At 36.9% G+C, this 18,495-nt stretch carries 16 protein-coding genes; 10 read left to right on the forward strand and 6 right to left on the reverse strand.

The annotated features are described in order from the left end of the window. The 7 genes from VB694_RS22660 to VB694_RS22690 all read left to right on the forward strand — a co-directional run. Positions 1–1,144 (forward strand): ATP-binding protein (locus VB694_RS22660; RefSeq protein ID WP_323362601.1); only part of this gene is annotated, 1,144 nt, incomplete at its 5' end. Continuing rightward, a complete protein-coding gene (locus VB694_RS22665; RefSeq protein ID WP_323362602.1) occupies positions 1,141–1,890 on the forward strand; it encodes a hypothetical protein in 750 nt (249 codons plus the stop codon). The genes VB694_RS22660 and VB694_RS22665, both read left to right, overlap by 4 nt. Before the next feature lie 173 nt (positions 1,891–2,063). Further along, positions 2,064–3,662 carry a 2,3-bisphosphoglycerate-independent phosphoglycerate mutase gene (gene gpmI, locus VB694_RS22670; RefSeq protein WP_323362603.1) on the forward strand — a complete coding sequence of 533 codons (1,599 nt, stop codon included), beginning with the start codon at positions 2,064–2,066 and terminating at the stop codon, positions 3,660–3,662. Between the two features lie 347 nt (positions 3,663–4,009). Beyond that, a complete protein-coding gene (secG, locus tag VB694_RS22675; protein WP_323362604.1) occupies positions 4,010–4,243 on the forward strand; it encodes a preprotein translocase subunit SecG in 234 nt (77 codons plus the stop codon). 6 nt (positions 4,244–4,249) lie between these two features. After that, positions 4,250–5,020, forward strand: a complete 771-nt coding sequence (locus tag VB694_RS22680) for a peptidase (protein ID WP_323362605.1) — start codon at positions 4,250–4,252, stop codon at positions 5,018–5,020. A 46-nt stretch (positions 5,021–5,066) separates the two neighbouring features. Further along, a complete protein-coding gene (locus tag VB694_RS22685; protein ID WP_323362606.1) occupies positions 5,067–5,312 on the forward strand; it encodes a UPF0175 family protein in 246 nt (81 codons plus the stop codon). Then, the gene (locus tag VB694_RS22690; RefSeq protein ID WP_323362607.1) at positions 5,309–5,791 is read left to right on the forward strand and encodes a DUF3368 domain-containing protein; all 483 of its coding nucleotides are present in this window, start codon (positions 5,309–5,311) and stop codon (positions 5,789–5,791) included. The genes VB694_RS22685 and VB694_RS22690 overlap by 4 nt, the downstream gene beginning before the upstream one ends. A gap of 111 nt (positions 5,792–5,902) precedes the next feature. Here the strand turns inward: VB694_RS22690 and VB694_RS22695 are convergent, their stop codons facing one another. Then, on the reverse strand, positions 5,903–6,346 hold the full coding sequence (locus tag VB694_RS22695; RefSeq protein WP_323362608.1) for a DUF29 domain-containing protein: 444 nt from the start codon (positions 6,344–6,346) through the stop codon (positions 5,903–5,905). A gap of 193 nt (positions 6,347–6,539) precedes the next feature. Here VB694_RS22695 and VB694_RS22700 point away from each other — a divergent pair, with 193 nt between their 5' ends. From VB694_RS22700 to VB694_RS22710, 3 genes are all read left to right on the forward strand, one after another. Continuing rightward, positions 6,540–7,772 (forward strand): ribulose bisphosphate carboxylase small subunit, encoded by a 1,233-nt coding sequence (locus tag VB694_RS22700; protein ID WP_323362609.1) that lies wholly within the window; start codon positions 6,540–6,542, stop codon positions 7,770–7,772. 269 nt (positions 7,773–8,041) lie between these two features. Further along, positions 8,042–11,419: an Eco57I restriction-modification methylase domain-containing protein gene (locus VB694_RS22705; protein WP_323362610.1), complete on the forward strand. Its 3,378-nt coding sequence runs from the start codon at positions 8,042–8,044 to the stop codon at positions 11,417–11,419. 51 nt (positions 11,420–11,470) lie between these two features. Continuing rightward, positions 11,471–12,172 carry a Uma2 family endonuclease gene (locus tag VB694_RS22710; RefSeq protein WP_323362611.1) on the forward strand — a complete coding sequence of 234 codons (702 nt, stop codon included), beginning with the start codon at positions 11,471–11,473 and terminating at the stop codon, positions 12,170–12,172. A 161-nt stretch (positions 12,173–12,333) separates the two neighbouring features. Here VB694_RS22710 and VB694_RS22715 read toward each other — a convergent pair whose 3' ends face one another. The 5 genes from VB694_RS22715 to VB694_RS22735 form a co-directional block, all read right to left on the reverse strand. After that, a complete protein-coding gene (locus VB694_RS22715) occupies positions 12,334–13,482 on the reverse strand; it encodes a glycosyltransferase family 4 protein (RefSeq protein WP_323362612.1) in 1,149 nt (382 codons plus the stop codon). Between the two features lie 329 nt (positions 13,483–13,811). Then, complete coding sequence (locus VB694_RS22720) at positions 13,812–15,419, reverse strand: MFS transporter (RefSeq protein ID WP_416233501.1); 1,608 nt, start codon at positions 15,417–15,419, stop codon at positions 13,812–13,814. Beyond that, complete coding sequence (gene recO / locus VB694_RS22725; protein ID WP_323362614.1) at positions 15,406–16,338, reverse strand: DNA repair protein RecO; 933 nt, start codon at positions 16,336–16,338, stop codon at positions 15,406–15,408. The genes VB694_RS22720 and recO overlap by 14 nt, the downstream gene beginning before the upstream one ends. Before the next feature lie 148 nt (positions 16,339–16,486). Continuing rightward, positions 16,487–17,167 carry a deoxyribose-phosphate aldolase gene (deoC, locus tag VB694_RS22730; RefSeq protein ID WP_323362615.1) on the reverse strand — a complete coding sequence of 227 codons (681 nt, stop codon included), beginning with the start codon at positions 17,165–17,167 and terminating at the stop codon, positions 16,487–16,489. A gap of 141 nt (positions 17,168–17,308) precedes the next feature. Then, positions 17,309–18,469, reverse strand: coding sequence for a DNA cytosine methyltransferase (locus tag VB694_RS22735; RefSeq protein ID WP_323362616.1), 1,161 nt, complete (start codon positions 18,467–18,469; stop codon positions 17,309–17,311). Between the last annotated feature and the right edge of the window lie 26 nt (positions 18,470–18,495).

The following is an 18,495-nucleotide window of genomic DNA, read 5'->3' on the forward strand; positions in this document are numbered from 1 at the left end:
CCCGAGCCAATTTACTTACAAACAGATGTTATCTAAACTAAGAGTTCAACACTATAAAAGCCTTTTTGATACAGAAGTTGATTTAGAACCATTGACTGTATTCATCGGTCCTAATGGTTCTGGAAAATCTAATATTTGTGAATCGCTAGCTGTATTGTCTGATTTTTTGAATAGACTTCTAGATTATACAGGAAATGCGGAAGCTATCAGTTTTTTGTCTCAGTCATTAACAACTTTAAATACAAATCCGCAAAGTCTTGAATCTAAATTTTGGCAGGGAATTATGGATTTCATTTTATTAGATGTTGAGGTATTAGCTGAAAATAGGCATCCTTTTTCAAGGATATCAGTTTATCTTGATTATCCTTCAAGACAAGTAGATATAGAAAATAATACAAAAAAATATTCTCAAAAACTATATATTAATGATATCAAAAATTGTTTAATACTTAATCAATATTTATATTCTCCAGTGGCGAAAGCTTTAAAGAAAATCAGTATTTATGATTTTGCTCCAGGTGATATTTCTAGACAAACTTCAACAACTTCAACAACTCCAATAATGAAGAGAAGTGGAGAGGGAATAGCTTATGCTTTGCTGGATATTTTATTAGCTAATCGTGAAGGTTTTGATGAATTAGAAGCAAGATTAACAAAACTTGCGCCTAATATTAAAAAAGTCGTTTTACCTCGTGGTGAGAATAATACATTTTCCCTAGAATTAGTTGATAGATATTCAGAACATCATATCCCTGCATCTGACATATCTGATGGAACATTAAGAATTCTAGCTTTTCTAACTGCACTGTATCAAGAAAATACCCCCAGTATTATTTGCTTTGAAGAAATAGAAAATGGTGTGCATCCTTGGCTATTGCATAAAATGATGGAGTTGCTAAAAATTGTTTCCACAGAAGGAATAACTGGTAAACCTGTTCAGGTTTTAATTACAACTCATTCTCCTGTGTTGTTAAATTATGTTGAACCATATCAAGTCCGTGCCGTTGAATTAGACAAAGAAGGTAAAACTCAAGTTCATAAATTACCTATAGATTCTGTCCGGTTTCAAAAAGCTTTAGAAGCTTATGATGGGGCATTAGGTGAACTTTGGTTTACGAATGTCTTTGGAGGAAATCCAGCATGAATCGTCGGATTCGGATTGGGCTAATTGCTGAAGGGGAGGCAGAACTGGGGGCAAGTATTCCTTATATTAAACCAGAAGATGGTGGAAAAGTAATTGCCAGAGAAAATGAAGGTGCGCTGCATACTTTAATTAGACGAGAATTGGAAAATGCTGGATTTCCTGATTGTGATTTTGTCCAAAGACATCCGTCAATTAAAGAAAGTCAAAAACTTACTTTACGCACTGGACATTCTATTTTAGATCCCAAATATCTAGCGCAAATTGTTATTTTGTGGAAACCAGAGGATGTAGACATGCTCCTCATTGTTGTTGATGCAGATGATAACATAAATCAAAGGCAAATTGATTTAGAACGGGCTTTAAATAAAATTCGTGATAATCATTTAGATATTAACGAGCAACCAATTAATGATCGCAGTGCTGGAGGTTTAGCAATTAGAAATTTTGAGACGTGGTTACTGGCTGATACCCAAACTGTTTCGACTATTTTAGGTGTAGAATTGCCACCTCTGGGAAATTTAGAAGATTTAGATAATACCAAGCATATTTTGGAGAATGCGATCGCTCAATCAACATACCTGTCAGAAGACAGCAGCAATCAGCGTCCGCTACAAATTCGCTGGCACTTAGGTAAACAGATTGATTTAACGATAATCAAAACTTGCTGCCCAGATGGATATCCTGCTTTTGTACAATCTTTGCTGTTAGCGATAAAAGCTGTTATACCGATTCTTGAGATAAATTGAAGATGGAAAGTTGGGCGATACCTGCCGCGTGCAATGGTTTGTTGACAAAATTTAAGAGGCACTGCGCTCATAGTAAGAACGCACCTGAGAAATTAATCAGCAGAATTTAACCTCCAGAGGTGGTTAGTAATGGTATCATTCGGATATTACAAAAAGTAAAGGGCAATTTTACTATGACCAAAGCACCTGTTGCTCCTGTGGTGCTAGTCATTTTAGACGGATGGGGCTACTGTGAGGACAAGCGCGGAAACGCGATCGCTGCTGCCAAAACACCAATCATGGACAGTTTATGGGCAGCTTATCCCCACACCCTCATTCGCACATCAGGAAAAGCCGTAGGGTTGCCAGAAGGTCAAATGGGCAACTCGGAAGTTGGTCATTTGAATATTGGCGCTGGGCGTGTGGTTCCCCAAGAACTGGTACGCATCTCGGATGCAGTTGAAGACGGTTCTCTAGCCTCTAACCCAGCACTTGTCAAAATTTGCCAGGAAGTTCGCTCATCTAATGGCAAGTTACATCTAGTAGGTCTTTGTTCTGATGGCGGGGTACATTCGCATCTTACCCATCTACTTGGACTGCTTGACATAGCCAAGGAACAGCGAATTTCACAAGTATGTATTCATGCCATTATGGACGGGCGTGATACTCCGCCCACCAGTGGCACTAAATCCATCCAGCAATTGCAAGACTACATTGACCGTGTGGAAATAGGGCAGATAGTCACTGTTAGCGGTCGTTATTATGCAATGGATCGGGATCACCGTTGGGATCGAGTCCAACGCGCTTATGATGTGATGACACAAGATGACGCTGGTAACGGAAAAACAGCGTTAGAAGTCTTGCAAGCATCCTATTCTGAAGGCGTAACCGACGAGTTTATTGTTCCCGTTAGAATTGCTCCTGGCGCAGTTGCACCTGGAGATGGGGTGATATTTTTCAATTTCCGCCCCGACCGCGCCAGACAATTAACTCAAGCTTTTGTTAGTCCCACTTTTCAGGGTTTTGAAAGACAGCAAATTACCCCGCTGTCATTTGTGACATTTACTCAATATGACCCAGAATTATCTGTGTCTGTTGCTTTTGCTCCCCAGAACTTGACGAATATTCTGGGTGAAGTTATTGCTAATCATGGTCTCAAACAGTTTCGGACTGCGGAAACTGAAAAATATGCTCACGTCACCTATTTCTTTAATGGGGGACTGGAAGAACCTTGTGATGGTGAAGACCGGGAACTGGTCAGTAGTCCGATGGTGGCCACCTATGACAAAGAACCGGCAATGTCAGCAAAAGCAGTGACGGATGTAGCGATCGCTGCAATTGAAAAGGGCATCTACTCTCTTGTGGTGATGAATTATGCTAACCCTGACATGGTAGGGCATACAGGACTGGTAGAAGCTACTGTCACCGCAATTGAAACGGTGGATCGCTGTTTAGGTCGTCTGATAGATAGTATTGGCAAAGCTGGGGGGACAGCAATTATTACTGCTGATCACGGCAATGCTGAGTATATGCTAGATGATGACGGTAATCCTTGGACGGCGCATACCACTAACCCCGTTCCCCTGATCTTGGTAGAAGGCGAAAAGGTCAAAATACCTGGATATGGTACAGAGGTGGAATTGCGGAATGATGGCAAGTTAGCCGATATTGCTCCCACTATTCTGGATATTTTACAGCTACCTCAGCCACCAGAAATGACAGGGCGATCGCTCCTCCAAGCCGCAGAATATGATTTACAACTGACTCGTACTCCTGTACAAGCAGGGTTGTAAAACAGCCTTCCAGCGATTATAAAGATGCCTCCGGCACGCTTTGCGAACGCAGCTACACAGACGAAACCTGCCTTCGCAGGTTTTTTTATCAAGTCCACGCAGGTGAAATTTGTTTGTGTAGTAGCGATAGCGCAGCTTGGCATAAGCCATATTTTATTCGCTGCATAAAATAATATGTAAATATAGATTAAACGCAGATGAACGCAGATGAACGCAGATAAATACGGTTGAATTCATGGATTTCATGATTCTGTACAGCTTTACATAAAATTGGGATTAACAAATTTTTAATCGGCGTGCTACGTTTAAATTATATTCAGTTTCATCTTTAGGAATTTTTAATTGGTATGACAGTTACTAGCATCGTACAAGGAATTTGGGCGTTCTCGGCTTTAGGTTTAATTGTACTGGTTTTACTACATAGCCCTAAAGGTGATGGTATCGGTGCTATTGGTGGACAAGCTCAACTTTTTAGCAGCACCAAAAGCGCAGAAAACACATTAAATCGTGTTACTTGGGCGCTAGTAGCAATTTTCTTGGGTTTAACAGTGGTTTTAAGTGCTAATTGGCTACCTAAATAAGCAAAAATGGGGAACATCACCCAAAAGCCAATATATAAAATCCGAAATAAATTATTTTGGCGGAGATTATTAACAGTTCTGACTTTATTTATAAGTATAGGACTGTTAGTTATTTTAACTAATTTCCAAACTAACGCCATTACCCAGAATTCTTATCAACAAAAACCCCATCCTTTACCATCTACTTTGGAAAAGTGGCAAGATAAAACCAACAGTGGTGATTATTTTGATAACATCCAACCTACTAAAGTTGGTTATTTAATTTGGTCAAGTTTTCCAGTCAAAGTGAAGATAGAAACACCCACAAGAATAAGTGAAAAACAATCGCAAGTATGGGTTAATAATGTTTTACAAACTATTCAAGAATGGAATGTTTATTTACCTTTGCAGGTAGTAGAAAATTCGGAAGTTGCAGATATTACAATTGTCCGAAAATCTCCACCTTTACAAATTGAACCTGGTAGTAAAATTCCTCGTGCGCGTTCTGCATTAACAACCTACGAACTATACAATCAAAATAATCAAAACAATATCTTATTTCACCGTTTTACTATCCTGTTAAGTCCTAGTCAAACAGGAGAACATTTGCAAGCAGCAGCACGTCATGAACTCGGCCACGCTTTAGGAATTTGGGGTCATAGTCCATTACAAACTGACGCACTTTATTTTTCACAAGTTCGTAAACCTGCATCTATTTCTAGCAGAGATGTGAATACTTTGAAGAAGGTTTATGAACAGTCTACGAGTTTGGGGTGGACGGTGGTGGAAAAGTTGTAATTTGAATTATACTAAATTTACAGAAATTAATTTGCCAGTAATACTTATGAGTGTAACCATTCCCGATGAAGTTTTACATAAAATTCAAATGTCGGATGCTGAATTAGTTCAGGAAATTGCCATTATGCTATTTCAACAAGAACGGTTTACTTTAGGACAGGCCAGTTATTTTGCTAACATGAATCAACTGGAGTTTCAACGCCTACTTGCAAGTCGCAAAATTCCCCTTCACTATGATATTGTTGAACTGAAGGAAGACGTGAAAAGCCTAGAAGCGAACAATTGGCAATGATTATTGTTAGTAATACTTCACCTATCAGCAACATAGCTGCAATTGGGCAGTTAAATTTGTTGCAAAAACTTTATGGAAATATTATCATTCCACCAGTAGTTTATCAGGAAATTATTAATTGTGGCGCTACAGACCCAGGTACATTAGCAATTCAGACTTTAAACTGGATTAAAGTTATACCTGTTGCTAATATTTCCCTAGTTCAGAGTCTACAAACAATTTTAGATCCAGGTGAAGCGGAGGCGATCGCCTTGGCTGTAGAGTTAAAAGCTGATAGACTGATTATAGATGAACGCAAAGGCAGAAATGAGGCTATGAAGTCTGGTTTGCGAGTAACAGGATTGTTAGGTATATTATTAGCAGCTAAACAACAAGGATTTATATTTTCATTAAAACCAATATTAGATGATTTGATTGCCAATGGCTTCTGGATACGTGAACAATTGTATGCTGAAGTTTTATTAATGGCAGGAGAATAATAGGAGACATTTTTTGATATTATACTCGCGTCAAATAATTCTAACCTGGGGAATAGAAGATTTATTTCCCTAATATTTGTCTACAAGTTTAAATTAGCCGCAGGTAGAAAATTAAGGCAACCAATTTTTATCCAAAATCTGAACCAAAGTGTAAGGACATAATTCTGGTAAATTAGTTAGCTTGCTTTTAGTTTTCACATAATCTAAAGCATTGCTATAAATCAGGTTTAAATTTTCATCTAAATGGTTAAGTAAATTAGTAGTTAAATCTTCATTGATTTGATTACGAAAACTAATAATTTCTGCTGCCCAATGATTAGCATTTCTAGATTTTTCTAGATCCCAATATTGATAAAGTAATAAATGTCTAATAATCTGTTCTAATAGACTTCTTACTCTTCTTTTTTCGTTTTTAGCCAATTCTTCTAACTCTGCAATTAAATTTTCATAATCAATATCTGCTACTTGACGAGATTTGAGAAGTCTAATTGTCTCCTCTAACCATTCCAAGTAATCACGCTCATATAATTGCTGTATGTCAATGATTGCAGTCATGTTTAGATTTTGTAGATTGATTTTCTACTAGATGACAGCGAAAATTATCCGTATTGAATAAAGTATTTAGATTATATCACAGTATGGGATCTGATACTTACAGAAGTTATCAAAAATTATATCAAATTGTTACCAAAAAATATTATTATTATCTTAATAGGTCAAACATAGCAATAAAGATAGTGATAAATTTATGGGTTACTACATCTCCCCTCGGTTTCTTGATAAACTTGCTGTTCACATCACCAAAAACTTTTTAAATATTCCTGGTATCCGAGTTCCCTTAATTCTAGGTATTCATGGACGCAAAGGAGAAGGTAAATCCTTTCAATGTGAGTTAGCGTTTGAAAAAATGGGGATAGAGACAACGCTGATATCTGGAGGAGAATTAGAAAGTCCAGATGCGGGAGACCCTGCGCGGTTAATTCGTCTCCGTTATCGTGAAACAGCAGAATTAGTGAAAGTGCGCGGTAAAATGTGCGTCCTGATGATTAATGATTTAGATGCTGGTGCTGGACGCTTTGACGAAGGAACTCAATATACAGTTAATACCCAATTGGTAAATGCCACATTGATGAATATTGCTGATAATCCCACAGATGTGCAGTTACCAGGAAGTTATGATTCAAACCCTATTCGTCGTGTACCAATAATTGTCACAGGTAATGATTTTTCTACTCTTTACGCACCATTAATTAGAGATGGAAGGATGGAGAAATTTTACTGGGACCCTAACCGCGATGATAAGGTAGGAATTGTGGGGGGAATTTTTGCTGAAGATGGACTTTCACAACGAGAAATTGAACAGTTTGTAGATACTTTTGCTCATCAATCGGTTGACTTTTTTAGTGCTGTGCGTTCCCGCATTTATGATGAACAAATCCGCGAATTTATTTATAAAGTAGGGTTTGAAAAAATATCTATGCGGGTGGTAAATAGTGCAGAAGCACCACCAGAATTTAAAAAGCCTGATTTCAGTTTATCCCATTTAATTGAAGCTGGTAATTTGATGGTAGGTGAACAAAAACGAGTAGAAAATTCTCATTTAGTTGATGAATATAATAGACTAAATCGAGGTAGAGGTTCTCAATCTAAACCTACTGTTACAGAAACTCCAGTTAGTCAACCTGCAATTAGTGAAACTACAAATAACACTCATTTAACTTTAGACACACAAGCACAAATTCGCCAGATTTTATCCCAAGGTTACACAATTAGTATAGAACACGTTGATGAACGGCGTTTTCGTACAGGTTCATGGCAAAGTTGCGGTAACTTACAAATAGATGCTAAGTCTGATGCGATTTCGACTTTGGAATCTTGTTTAGGTGAATATAGTGGTGAATATGTGCGTTTGGTAGGTGTTGATCCGCAAGCAAAACGCCGTGTGGTGGAAACTATTATTCAGCGTCCGAATAATAGATAGTCGAGTCATCAGATCCCCGACTTCTTTTATGATCTTGTAAATAAAATTGATAATTGATCATAGAAGTCGGGGATATAAAAATCTCCGTTAATCTGCGTACCCTTCGGGAAGCAAGCTACATCTGCGTTTAAATATCTAAGTTGTCAGAATCAGGATATCCATGATTAAAGGATTTACAGGATGTGTTTTTTTAGGAGTTATAATTAGTATGGTGGTAATTTATTGAATATATAAGATTAAAGTTTCTTGATTTTCAAGAGTTAGTAATTATGAGTCAACAAAATGATAAAAATCTATTTCAGAAAAAGGTGTTAAAAAATGCTTTGGGTAATTTTAAATTTCCTGAAGATTTAGAAGCACGTCACGATTTTATTAAAAAATGGGTTGAGGCTTTCAAATCAGGTACACTGGATAAACTTAGCGAAGTTTCTTTACATGGTGATTTCTTAAAAGATATTTTTCAAGATGTTTTAGGTTATCGTTCTGTAATTGATGGTGGTGGTAAAGCTTGGGAAATTTACCCAGAAAGACATATTGCTGATGGTGGGGGTGCTGCTGATGCAGCTTTAGGATATTTTACCGCAGTAGAAAATCAAAAAGGTAAGGTAAAATTACAAGGTCAAGTAGTAGCACCTATTGAGTTAAAAGGTACTAAAAATAATTTAGATCGCGCTGCATCGGGACGGGATAAGTCAGCAGTTGATCAAGGTTGGAATTATGCTAATTATACTCCTGATTGTCATTGGATTATTATTTCTAATTATCGAGAATTGCGATTATATCATATTAACAAGACTCCAGCTTATTATGAAAAGTTTTTATTGGCAGATTTAGCAGATTTTCAGGAATTTAAAAGATTTTATTTTATTCTTTGTTTCCAGAATTTTTTACCTATTAAAGATGTATCTGTAATTGATAGGTTGTTAACCGCTTCTAATCAAGCACAAGAGGATATTACTAAACAACTGTATGAAGAATATAAACAAGTTAGATTAAACATAGTTAAGCATTTTCGTTTTTCTGCTTCATTAGATATTCCTAACCGTGACGCACTATTAATTGAAAAAGCACAAAAGACATTAGACAGAATTTTATTTATTGCTTTTTGTGAGGATAGAGGATTATTACCAGAAAAGACAATTACTAAAGCTCATGATAGCAAAAATGCTTATAATAATCGTCCGATTTGGGAAATTTATCAAGATGTTTTTCGCTGGGTTGATCAAGGTAATGAAGATCCACCAATTCCGGGTTATAATGGTGGTTTATTTAAACATGATCCAATTTTAGATGAACAATTAAATATTCCTGATCCTTTATGTACGCAACTTAAACAACTGACACGGTTTGATTTTGATTCAGAAGTTTCTGTAGATATTTTAGGACGAATTTTTGAACAGTCAATTACAGATTTAGAAGAATTAAAAGCTGATGTTGCTAAACAGGAATTTGATAAAAAACAAGGTAAGCGGAAAAAGTTAGGAGTCTTTTACACTCCTGCTTATATTACTCAATATATTGTCGAAATTGCGATTGGTGGATATTTACAAAAACGAGAAGATGAATTAAGAGAACGTTTGCAATTTGAAGAATTTGCAGATACACAAAAACAGCAAGAAAGAGAAATTGAATTTTGGTTAACTTACCGGGATGAAATATTAGTAAAAACGCGAGTTGTTGACCCTGCTTGTGGTTCTGGTGCGTTTTTAATTGCAGCTTTTGATTATTTGCAAAGTCAGTATCAACGAGTTAATGATAATTTGCGATTTCTCAAACATCAAAGTAATAAAAAATCTGATGTAGAGACGTTCCATGGAACGTCTCTACAATTTAATGGAACGTCTCTACAATCTTTACCGGAAATGACTATTAAATTAGATAAAACTATTCTCAGAAATAATCTGTTTGGGGTTGATTTATCTCCAGAGTCGGTAGAAATTACTAAGTTATCTTTGTGGTTAAAAACTGCAACTCAGGGAAAAACTTTAACTTATTTGGATGATAATATTAAGGTTGGTAATTCTATCGTTGCTGATTCACAATTTACTGATTTACCTTTTATTTGGGAAAATGAATTTCCGCAGATTTTCGTTGAAGGTGGTTTTGATGTAGTTATTGGAAATCCTCCTTATATTCGTCAGGAGTTGTTATCACCTTTTAAACCTTATTTACAGGAAAATTATCAAACTTATGATGGAGTTGCGGATATTTATATTTATTTCTATGAAAAAGGTTTAAATCTACTCAAACCGGAAGGAATACTTTCTTATATTGTGACTAATAAATGGTTGCGTTCTGGTTATGGTGAACCTTTGCGACGGTTTTTTTCTCAGTCAAGTGTGTTTGAACAAATTATTGATTTTGGACACGCACCAATTTTTGAAGATGCTGATACTTTTCCCTGTATTGTCGCAGCGAGAAAATCTGAAGTTTTAAATACAGAGAATGAGAATAGAGAGGTTTTAGTTTGTGCTGTTCCTCGTGAGGAGTTACCAAAAATAAACCTGACTCAATATGTGCAGAATCAAGAAAACAGTTACACTATTCCTTGGTCGCGTTTTACTGCTAATGCTTGGAGTTTAGAACCACCTGCGGTTGATGATTTAATGCGGAAAATTCAACGGGTAGGTATTCCGTTAAAGGAGTTTGCTGGAGTTAAACCATATAGGGGGATAATGACAGGTTTTAATGAGGCATTTTTAATAGATGAAGCTACTAAAAATAAGTTAATTCAATCTGATCCAAAATGTGCAGAAATTATCAAACCTTATTTACGAGGTCAGGATATTAAAAGATGGTGTCCTGATTGGGAAAATTTATGGATGATTTTTGTAAAATGGGATTGTCCTATTAATAATTATCCATCTGTTTTGTCTTGGTTAGAACAACATAAAAAAAATCTGGAACTTCGTCCAGAAGTCAAGCAAGGAAGATTTCCCTGGTACGCATTAAGTCGATATGCTTCAGATTATTGGTATTTGTTTGAACAACCAAAAATTATCTATCAAGTTATTCAAACTTTTCCACTTTATGCACTTGATAATTCTGGAGTATTTGGAAATGATAAAACTTTTATTCTTCCCAGTCAAGATCTATTTATTTTAGCTTTACTTAATTCCCCTATTATTTGGTGGTATAGTCAACGCGTTTTTACTAAAATGCTTTCTGACGCTATTAGTCCAATGGGATATTTATTTGAAACTTTACCCATTGCACAACCTACAGCAGAAATACGCGCAGAAGTAGAAGCAATAGTTACCTGTTTAATTGAAATTACCAAACTCAACAGAGAAGTTTATAAAAAAGTATTAGATTGGTTGCAAGTAGAATACAAAATTGAGAAACTAGGAAATAAACTAGAAGATTTCGCAACTTTGGAATTTGCAGACTTTGTGGAAGAAGTCAGAAAAAGAATGCCAAAACCAAAGACTGCAAAAAAATCTTCAGACCCTTTAAGTATACCAGCATTTACAGCTTTACGTCAAGCTCATAATGATTATGTTCCAGAAATTAAAAGTCGTAAAAATGAAGCTTTAAATTTAGAACATCGTCTTTCTGATTTGGTTAATCAAGCTTATCAACTCACACCTGAAGAAATTGATTTAATGTGGAAAACAGCACCACCAAGAATGCCGATTTTTAGATAGTCAGAATCATGCTATAATCAAACAATTACAACTTGATGCTATATCAAATTTATGATCATTGCACAAGAATTAGAAACACAAGAAAACATCTCCCAAGATGTGATTTTTCCCCCTGGTGATTTATATAGTGATGAACCTTCTTTAGAATCAGAATTACATCTAATACAAATAATTTTACTGATTAGTTGTCTCCAATGGTTATGGAGAACAAAAAATGATTTTTATGCTACTGGAAACCTTAGTATTTATTATAAATATCCTCCCACAAAATCTGAATATTTTCGCGGTCCAGATTTCTTTGTTGTCTTGGGAACTGAACGCAAAACCCGTAAAAGTTGGGTAGTTTGGGAAGAAGATGGTAAATATCCTAATTTCATTTTAGAAATTCTCTCACCAACTACAGCAAATACAGATAGAGAATTTAAAAAAGAACTTTATCAAAATACTTTCCGTACACCGGATTATTTTTGGTTCGATCCTTATACATTAGAATTTGCAGGTTTTCATTTATTAGATGGAGAATATCAACCTCTAACAGCAAATGAAAAAGGACATCTTTGGAGTCATCAGTTAGGTTTATATTTAGGAATTTATGATGGTTTATTGCGGTATTTCACAGCAGAAGGAAATTTAGTTCCTACACCTGAAGAAAGCGCGGAACAAGAAGCTCAAAAAGCAGAAGCAGAAGCGAAAAAATCAGCGCGTTTAGCTGCAAAATTGAGAGAATTAAATATTGATCCTGAGACAATTTAAACTTTAGAAATGGTAAATGTTCAGCTATAGCAATCGTTCATATCCAGATCCCCGACTTCACCAGATCAATTTATAATTTATGGACACAATAATCAAAGAAGTCGGGGATATTATCGTTGGGTTTCTTTACGTCAACCCAAGCTAAACCTATATTTCCTGTACTAACCACCCCAACTGAGTGTTAAAGGTCGTTGTGCGACAACCTTAGTATAAAGTTCTTCCAACCGAGTAATATTATCATTTATAGTATAGCGTTCTAAAACCCGCTTTCTCGCTTTTTGCCCCAAAACTGTGGTTAACTCTGGATGGTCTTGGAATAGTGGTAAAAGGGTTCTGAGTTGCGATCGCACAGACCTGGTGCTAATAACTACACCAGCACCTTGTTCCAATACTTCCCCATCTGCACCGACATCAGTAGCTAAACAAGCTAAACCGCAAGACATAGCTTCTAATAACGAGAGTGATAAACCCTCTACTAAAGAAGGTAAAATAAATACATCTGCTCCCCGTAATATTTCTATCCGGCGTTCTTCACTAGCGACAAAACCTAACCAGATAATGCCAGATTCAGACCCATAAAAAGGTTCTAAAGATGCTCTCAACGGACCATCACCAACTATCAACAGCTTGCTATTAACGTTCATCTCTGACTGTTTCCAAGCCCGTAATAGAGATTCTACATTTTTTTCGGGAGCAAGACGACCTTGGTAAACAAACAAACGTTCTGCATTAAATTCTTTTTTTATATGAGAAACACCAGGGGAATATTTAACAACATCAACACCGTTAGGAATAACAGCTATTTTTTCTTCCCTAACTCCCATTTTCGCTAATAACTCTCTTTGAATTTGGGAAAAGACAATTACTCTATCATAATGATCTAAAAAAGGTGCATATAGCTGATAAGCCAAAAGTTGTGTACCAGAGATTAATTTTGCTCCTTTACCAGCAAAGGGAGTATGGAAAGTAGCAATTAAGGGCAAATTTAATTCTTGACAAATTTCTGGTAAAACAAAATCCAGAGTTGATAAAGTCAAAGAAGCATGAACTACATCCGGCTTAATTTCCCGTAGCGATTCGGTTAAAACCTTGGTTGCTTTAAAAGTGGGAATAGTATAAACCTGGGACTTATAAATAAAAGGTAAAGAAACTTCTTTAAAATTTGGCCAATTATTTGGTTCAGATTCCTCTTGAGCAAAGTGAAGAAAACTGACATCATGTCCCCTGTCTAATAATCCGTTTGTTATTTCTCGACTGTAGGTGACATTACCACAAAAAGGTGATTTTTTTCCAATCCAGGCTATACGCATTCTTTAATTATCTGTGAATAAAAGCGGGTTTAAATTATTTGGTTTTTATACTTAACTTAGCTGTTTTAATTCCGTTATACTTGCTGATTTTTCACTAGTATTGATAATTCCATATCCTCATGATCAAGTTTAGATAATACTCAATCAAGTTAGTAAAGTTATGGTTTTATTTATACTGTTTGTCAGTTGTGAATTAACCAACTAGATTACAACTTAATCAGGCTTATGTTTGGTGATAACCGGCAAGTATTTCCTGAATTTTGGCTGGTCTAAGTTTAGCACGAAAACCAATTGTTTTATTAACTGATTAATGATCTCAAACCTGATAACTAACCACGGGAATTATACCAGGTTAATATACCTCCCAAGAAGACCATAACAGCCAATCCCAAAAAAACTAAATGTAACCCAAGAAAGGTTTCAGCTACACCTGCTAATGCCAGTGGTAGGGAGAGGGCAATATTAATCACATTATTTTGTAGCCCAAATACTTTACCGCGCATTTCTGGGGGTGTTTCGGTTTGAATAGCGGTTTGCATGGGTATACCCACCAAAGCCCCAAATACACCTAATAAACTTAAAAACAGCAGCACTAGCCATAGCTGGGTTGTGAAGATAGAAAGACCAATTAAAGATGCTGCCATACCTAAACAGCCCCAAAAACTAAGTTGTCTGTAGGTAAAACGCTGACCAAATTGACCGAGAATAGTTGCCCCAACAGCGATACCAACCCCACCAGCAGCCAGTAAAAAGCCGAATTGGGAGGCTTTCATGTTAGGAATGATTTCTGCCATGCGAACTGCCAGAACAGTTAAAGCCGCAAAGACAGAAAATAAGATAATTAATTGTAATAGAGCATTGCGGACGCGGTGATTTTCTTTGAGGTAAAGTAAACCGTCCCGCAGGTCAGAAAAAACATGAGGAAATTCTGTTTCTGGGGGGTGAGGTTTTTCGTTAGTTTTGAATAGTAATAAAATAATGCCGGCGATCGCATAACTACCACCTACCAAAATTTCTTTACCCAGTCCACCACTACCGCCAAATTTTGCCCAGATGCCATCTGCTAATACCAAAAGTGGTTCTCCGACAGCAAAACCCACAATTAGCGATGCCATCATCGTCGTTGTGTACAGAGAATTAGCGGAAAGTAAATGTTGTTCTGCCACCACCAAAGGAATAGCCGCTTGTTCGGCTGGGGCAAAAAACTGTGTCAATGTAGAAACTAAAAAAGTCACAGCTAAAATCATCAGAAAACCCACCGGCAAAACTCCCACAGGTTGCCAATCATGGGTTAACCAAAGTAACAAAGGAATTGCTAAAACTAAGAGACCGCGCCAAAGATTTGAAGCCACCAACACAACTTTTTTTGACCAGCGATCTACAAACACACCAGCGACTGAACCAAACAGCACCGCTGGAATGGTAAAAGTCATCATTAATGCCGATACCCAACCACTAATGCTTTGATCACTCTGTTGAAACTCGCTGTTAATCAGAGCAATCATTAATACTAGATAGACTTTATCAGCTAGCTGACAAAAAACTTGACCAGCCCAAAGAGCCAGGAAATTCGGGTTTTTTAAGACAGGAAAAAACCCTGGTTTTTCCACATCATTTGATGCAGTTGCTCCCACTGAACCAGAGCCATTTAATGGTGAAGTTTCTGTTGCTGGTGGCAAAGTATTTTGATTTGTATTAACTTTGCCATTTTCTTCAATAATTTTTGCTGGGATATCAGTTGAGGAAATTTCCGATGTCAAATTTTTATCTTGAGAAATATCTTGAGGCAATATTTCTTGGCTATTGATTTGACTAAGATGAGGTTGGGAAACAGAACATAAATGATTAGGTCTTGTAGATCCTGATATCCTGTTATTGTTTTTAGCTTGGCTAGGCGATAAAGGCAGGATTTTTTTATCCAAATCAGACGATTGCATCATGGTTGGCGGCAAAATAAGAATCAATCAAGGTAGCAGAGCGAATAGGGCGACCAAAGTGATACTGAGCGTACTGGCGCAGAATCTGCTCAACAGATAACCAGCCATAATCTGAGGCTGCATCTATTTGCATTATCTCTGGTTGGGACAAATGTTGGAGCATCAGCAGTTCTTTCGCACCCAGCCGACGAGAAATTTTTGGTAGGTCTTGGTGGTGGAAAACCTTTTGATAGCTGGGTTTGGAGACTAGGGAATCTTGATTGGGGATTTGAGAAATTTCTTCTTCCTTTTTTTGTCTTTCCCTTTCTTTTCGTAACTGTTCCCACGCTTGTAAGCAAACTGTTCCCCCCGCAGAAATGCTAAATCCTACTTGCCAATTGGGGTTTGTGAGGTCTGGAGTTAGGGGACGCTGGGTTAAGCAACAAAATTGGACTTGAGGCGCTAGTCCTGCTAAAGCTAAGAGGTGAAAAACCCCATCTGCTAAATGTGCGACTACACTGTGTCCTTGACTTTTTGGTAGTGCTTCTAAAAGCTGAAGATATTCATTAAATAACTCATAAAGTTCTGCTTGGGGTTGTTCGCTTAAAGCTTGACAGAGAACGATTTCCGCTAAATATTGACTAGCAGCTAATTTTCCCAAGTCTTTAGTGAGACCTGGGTAAGTTTTTATAGTTTCCGCTTGAGTAATTCTATCGAGGGTTGGTGTAGCTGGCTGTGAAGATCGGCCTTGGGAAATGAGTAATTCATTAACTACAAACATTCCGCTTCTACCACCCAAGCTGGAGTTGTGTTTACGCGCACCAGGAGCGATCGCCCGAATCAAACCGAATTCCTGTGTTAAAATTGTCACTATCTTGTCTGACTCTCCCAATGCTTGGGTTTTAAGATTAATACCAGTTGCTTTGTAAGTTCTACTCATTAGTTATTAGTCATCAGTTATTAGTCATCAGTTGTAGGGTGCGTCAGATATCAACAATCTGTTTATTTGCAGGATTTATCCAGTCTGACGCACCCTACCAATGTGCCAGTTGCGTAAGTCCTGAAAACAACTGACACAAAACAAATAACTATTCAGGTTTTTCCGGGTTATTGCGCTGACGGAGCAATTCTATACCGCGAGATGTTCCTAATCTAGTAGCACCAGCCATGATTAAATCTAAGGCTTCATTGTGGGTGCGAATCCCTCCTGATGCTTTGATTCCCACTCTTTCCCGTGATATTTCCTTTAATAAGCTCACATCCGCCACAGTTGCGCCACCATTCCAACCTGTACTGGTTTTTAAGAATGCTGCACCTGCATCCATAGCTAGTTCCGCAGCTATTCTTTTCTCTGGGTCTGTCAGTAGGCTAGTTTCTAAAATTACCTTGACACATTGCCCAGCTGCTTCACAAATTGTAGCAATTTCTCGGTGAACTTCTTCAGTTTTTCCAGCTTTTAGCCACCCCAAGTTAATCATCACATCTAATTCGGAAGCGCCATTTTCCAAGGCTTCTTGAGCTTCGTAAAACTTAACGGTTGAAGTCGTCCCACCAGTGGGAAAACCAATCACCGTACAGACCTTGGGTTTTTTGTTGTGGAGGAGTTCAACCGCTTGTTTGACATAACAGGGATGCACACAAACTGTTGCAAAGTTAAATCTGTATGCTTCATCACACCATTGTTCAATCTGCTCTGGGGTAGTAGTTGGTAAGAGCAGAGAGTGATCTATAAATGGCGCAATATCAATGTTTGGATAGTCTGCTGCCATCGTTTATTATACCAGTGATAGATTATTAAAGTTTATGAAAAAATAAAACATTTCTTATCTATTAAATCATATATATGGAGAATTCAGAAAGAAAAGCGACTAGAAGTCGCGGCTACATAGACAAAACCCACCTGCGTGGGTTTAATTTCTGTTAGTCCACGGAGGTGGACTTTGATTGTGTAGCAGTGAATTATATTCGCTTTTAAAACTTAAAAAGTCAAGAATAGTTTGAGCTAATGCTTTTGCGGCTAAGTATGGAACACCATTACCCACAGTTTTAAACATATTTGTAAGTGACATATTTTCTGGAAGTGAAAAATTAGCGGGTAAAGATTGAATAGCTAAAGCTTCTGCGACAGAAATACGTCTAATTTTGTAAGGATGTAAATGTACTTCGTTATTTCCATAACAAGCAGTGGGAGAATAACGCCATCTGTGAAGACGTTTAAATGATTTTTTGGAATCATCTCCTTCATCAATAGTAGCAAATTTGGTGATACCTGCTCTGGGTTGAAAATAATGTTTGGCGTTGGGATGGTTGAGGACATCATTTTTTTTAAACCAATATTCAACTGTTAATTCTTGAAGAATGTTATCAGGACAAGGAATTATAGAATCTTCTTTAAACGTTTCGCACTTATTCCAAGGATATGCAAAAACTTGATTTTTAGGATATAAAATATATTTTTCCCAGGGAAAGGTAAAATTATCTTCGATTCCTATATATTTAAACCCAATTAAAATAATTCTATCTCTATCTTGAGGTACACCATATTCGATAGAATTAATTAACCGTTCTGTTAAAATATAACCTGCTTGTTGTAACTTGATTTTCAAAGATTCATAAAATAACCTGTGTTTTGTAGTTCTCCATAAACCTTTGACATTTTCAAATAAAAAGAAATCAGGTAAGTTTTGACAAATCAACTCAACATAAGCAGATGAGAGTTTACCATTATCCCCTAAATGTCCTTTGTTTTTTCCACCAACAGAAAAATCAGGACAAGGTGGACCACCGATAAAGCCAATTATATTATTTGATTTCTGGGAATCTTTAACTAATTCATTTAATCTTTGTGCGGCGTTTCCTTCTATTAGTTTGCTTACGTCTGCATATTCACCTTGATGATATCCATATTCAGGTTTTGGGAGTTTGAGAAGTTCCCGTGAATAGCGATATGCGGACATGAAGGGGGGGAAGATTTCGTTAACGTAAGCGATTTTATAGCCAGTGGTTTCAAAGCCTAAGTCGAGGAAACCTGAACCGGAGAAGAAGGAGAAGATGGAAATAGTGTCATTCATTGGTAAGATCAAATGATGCTGTTTTT

Source organism: Anabaena sp. UHCC 0451 (assembly GCF_034931405.1).
In the GTDB taxonomy this organism is placed as follows: domain Bacteria; phylum Cyanobacteriota; class Cyanobacteriia; order Cyanobacteriales; family Nostocaceae; genus RDYJ01.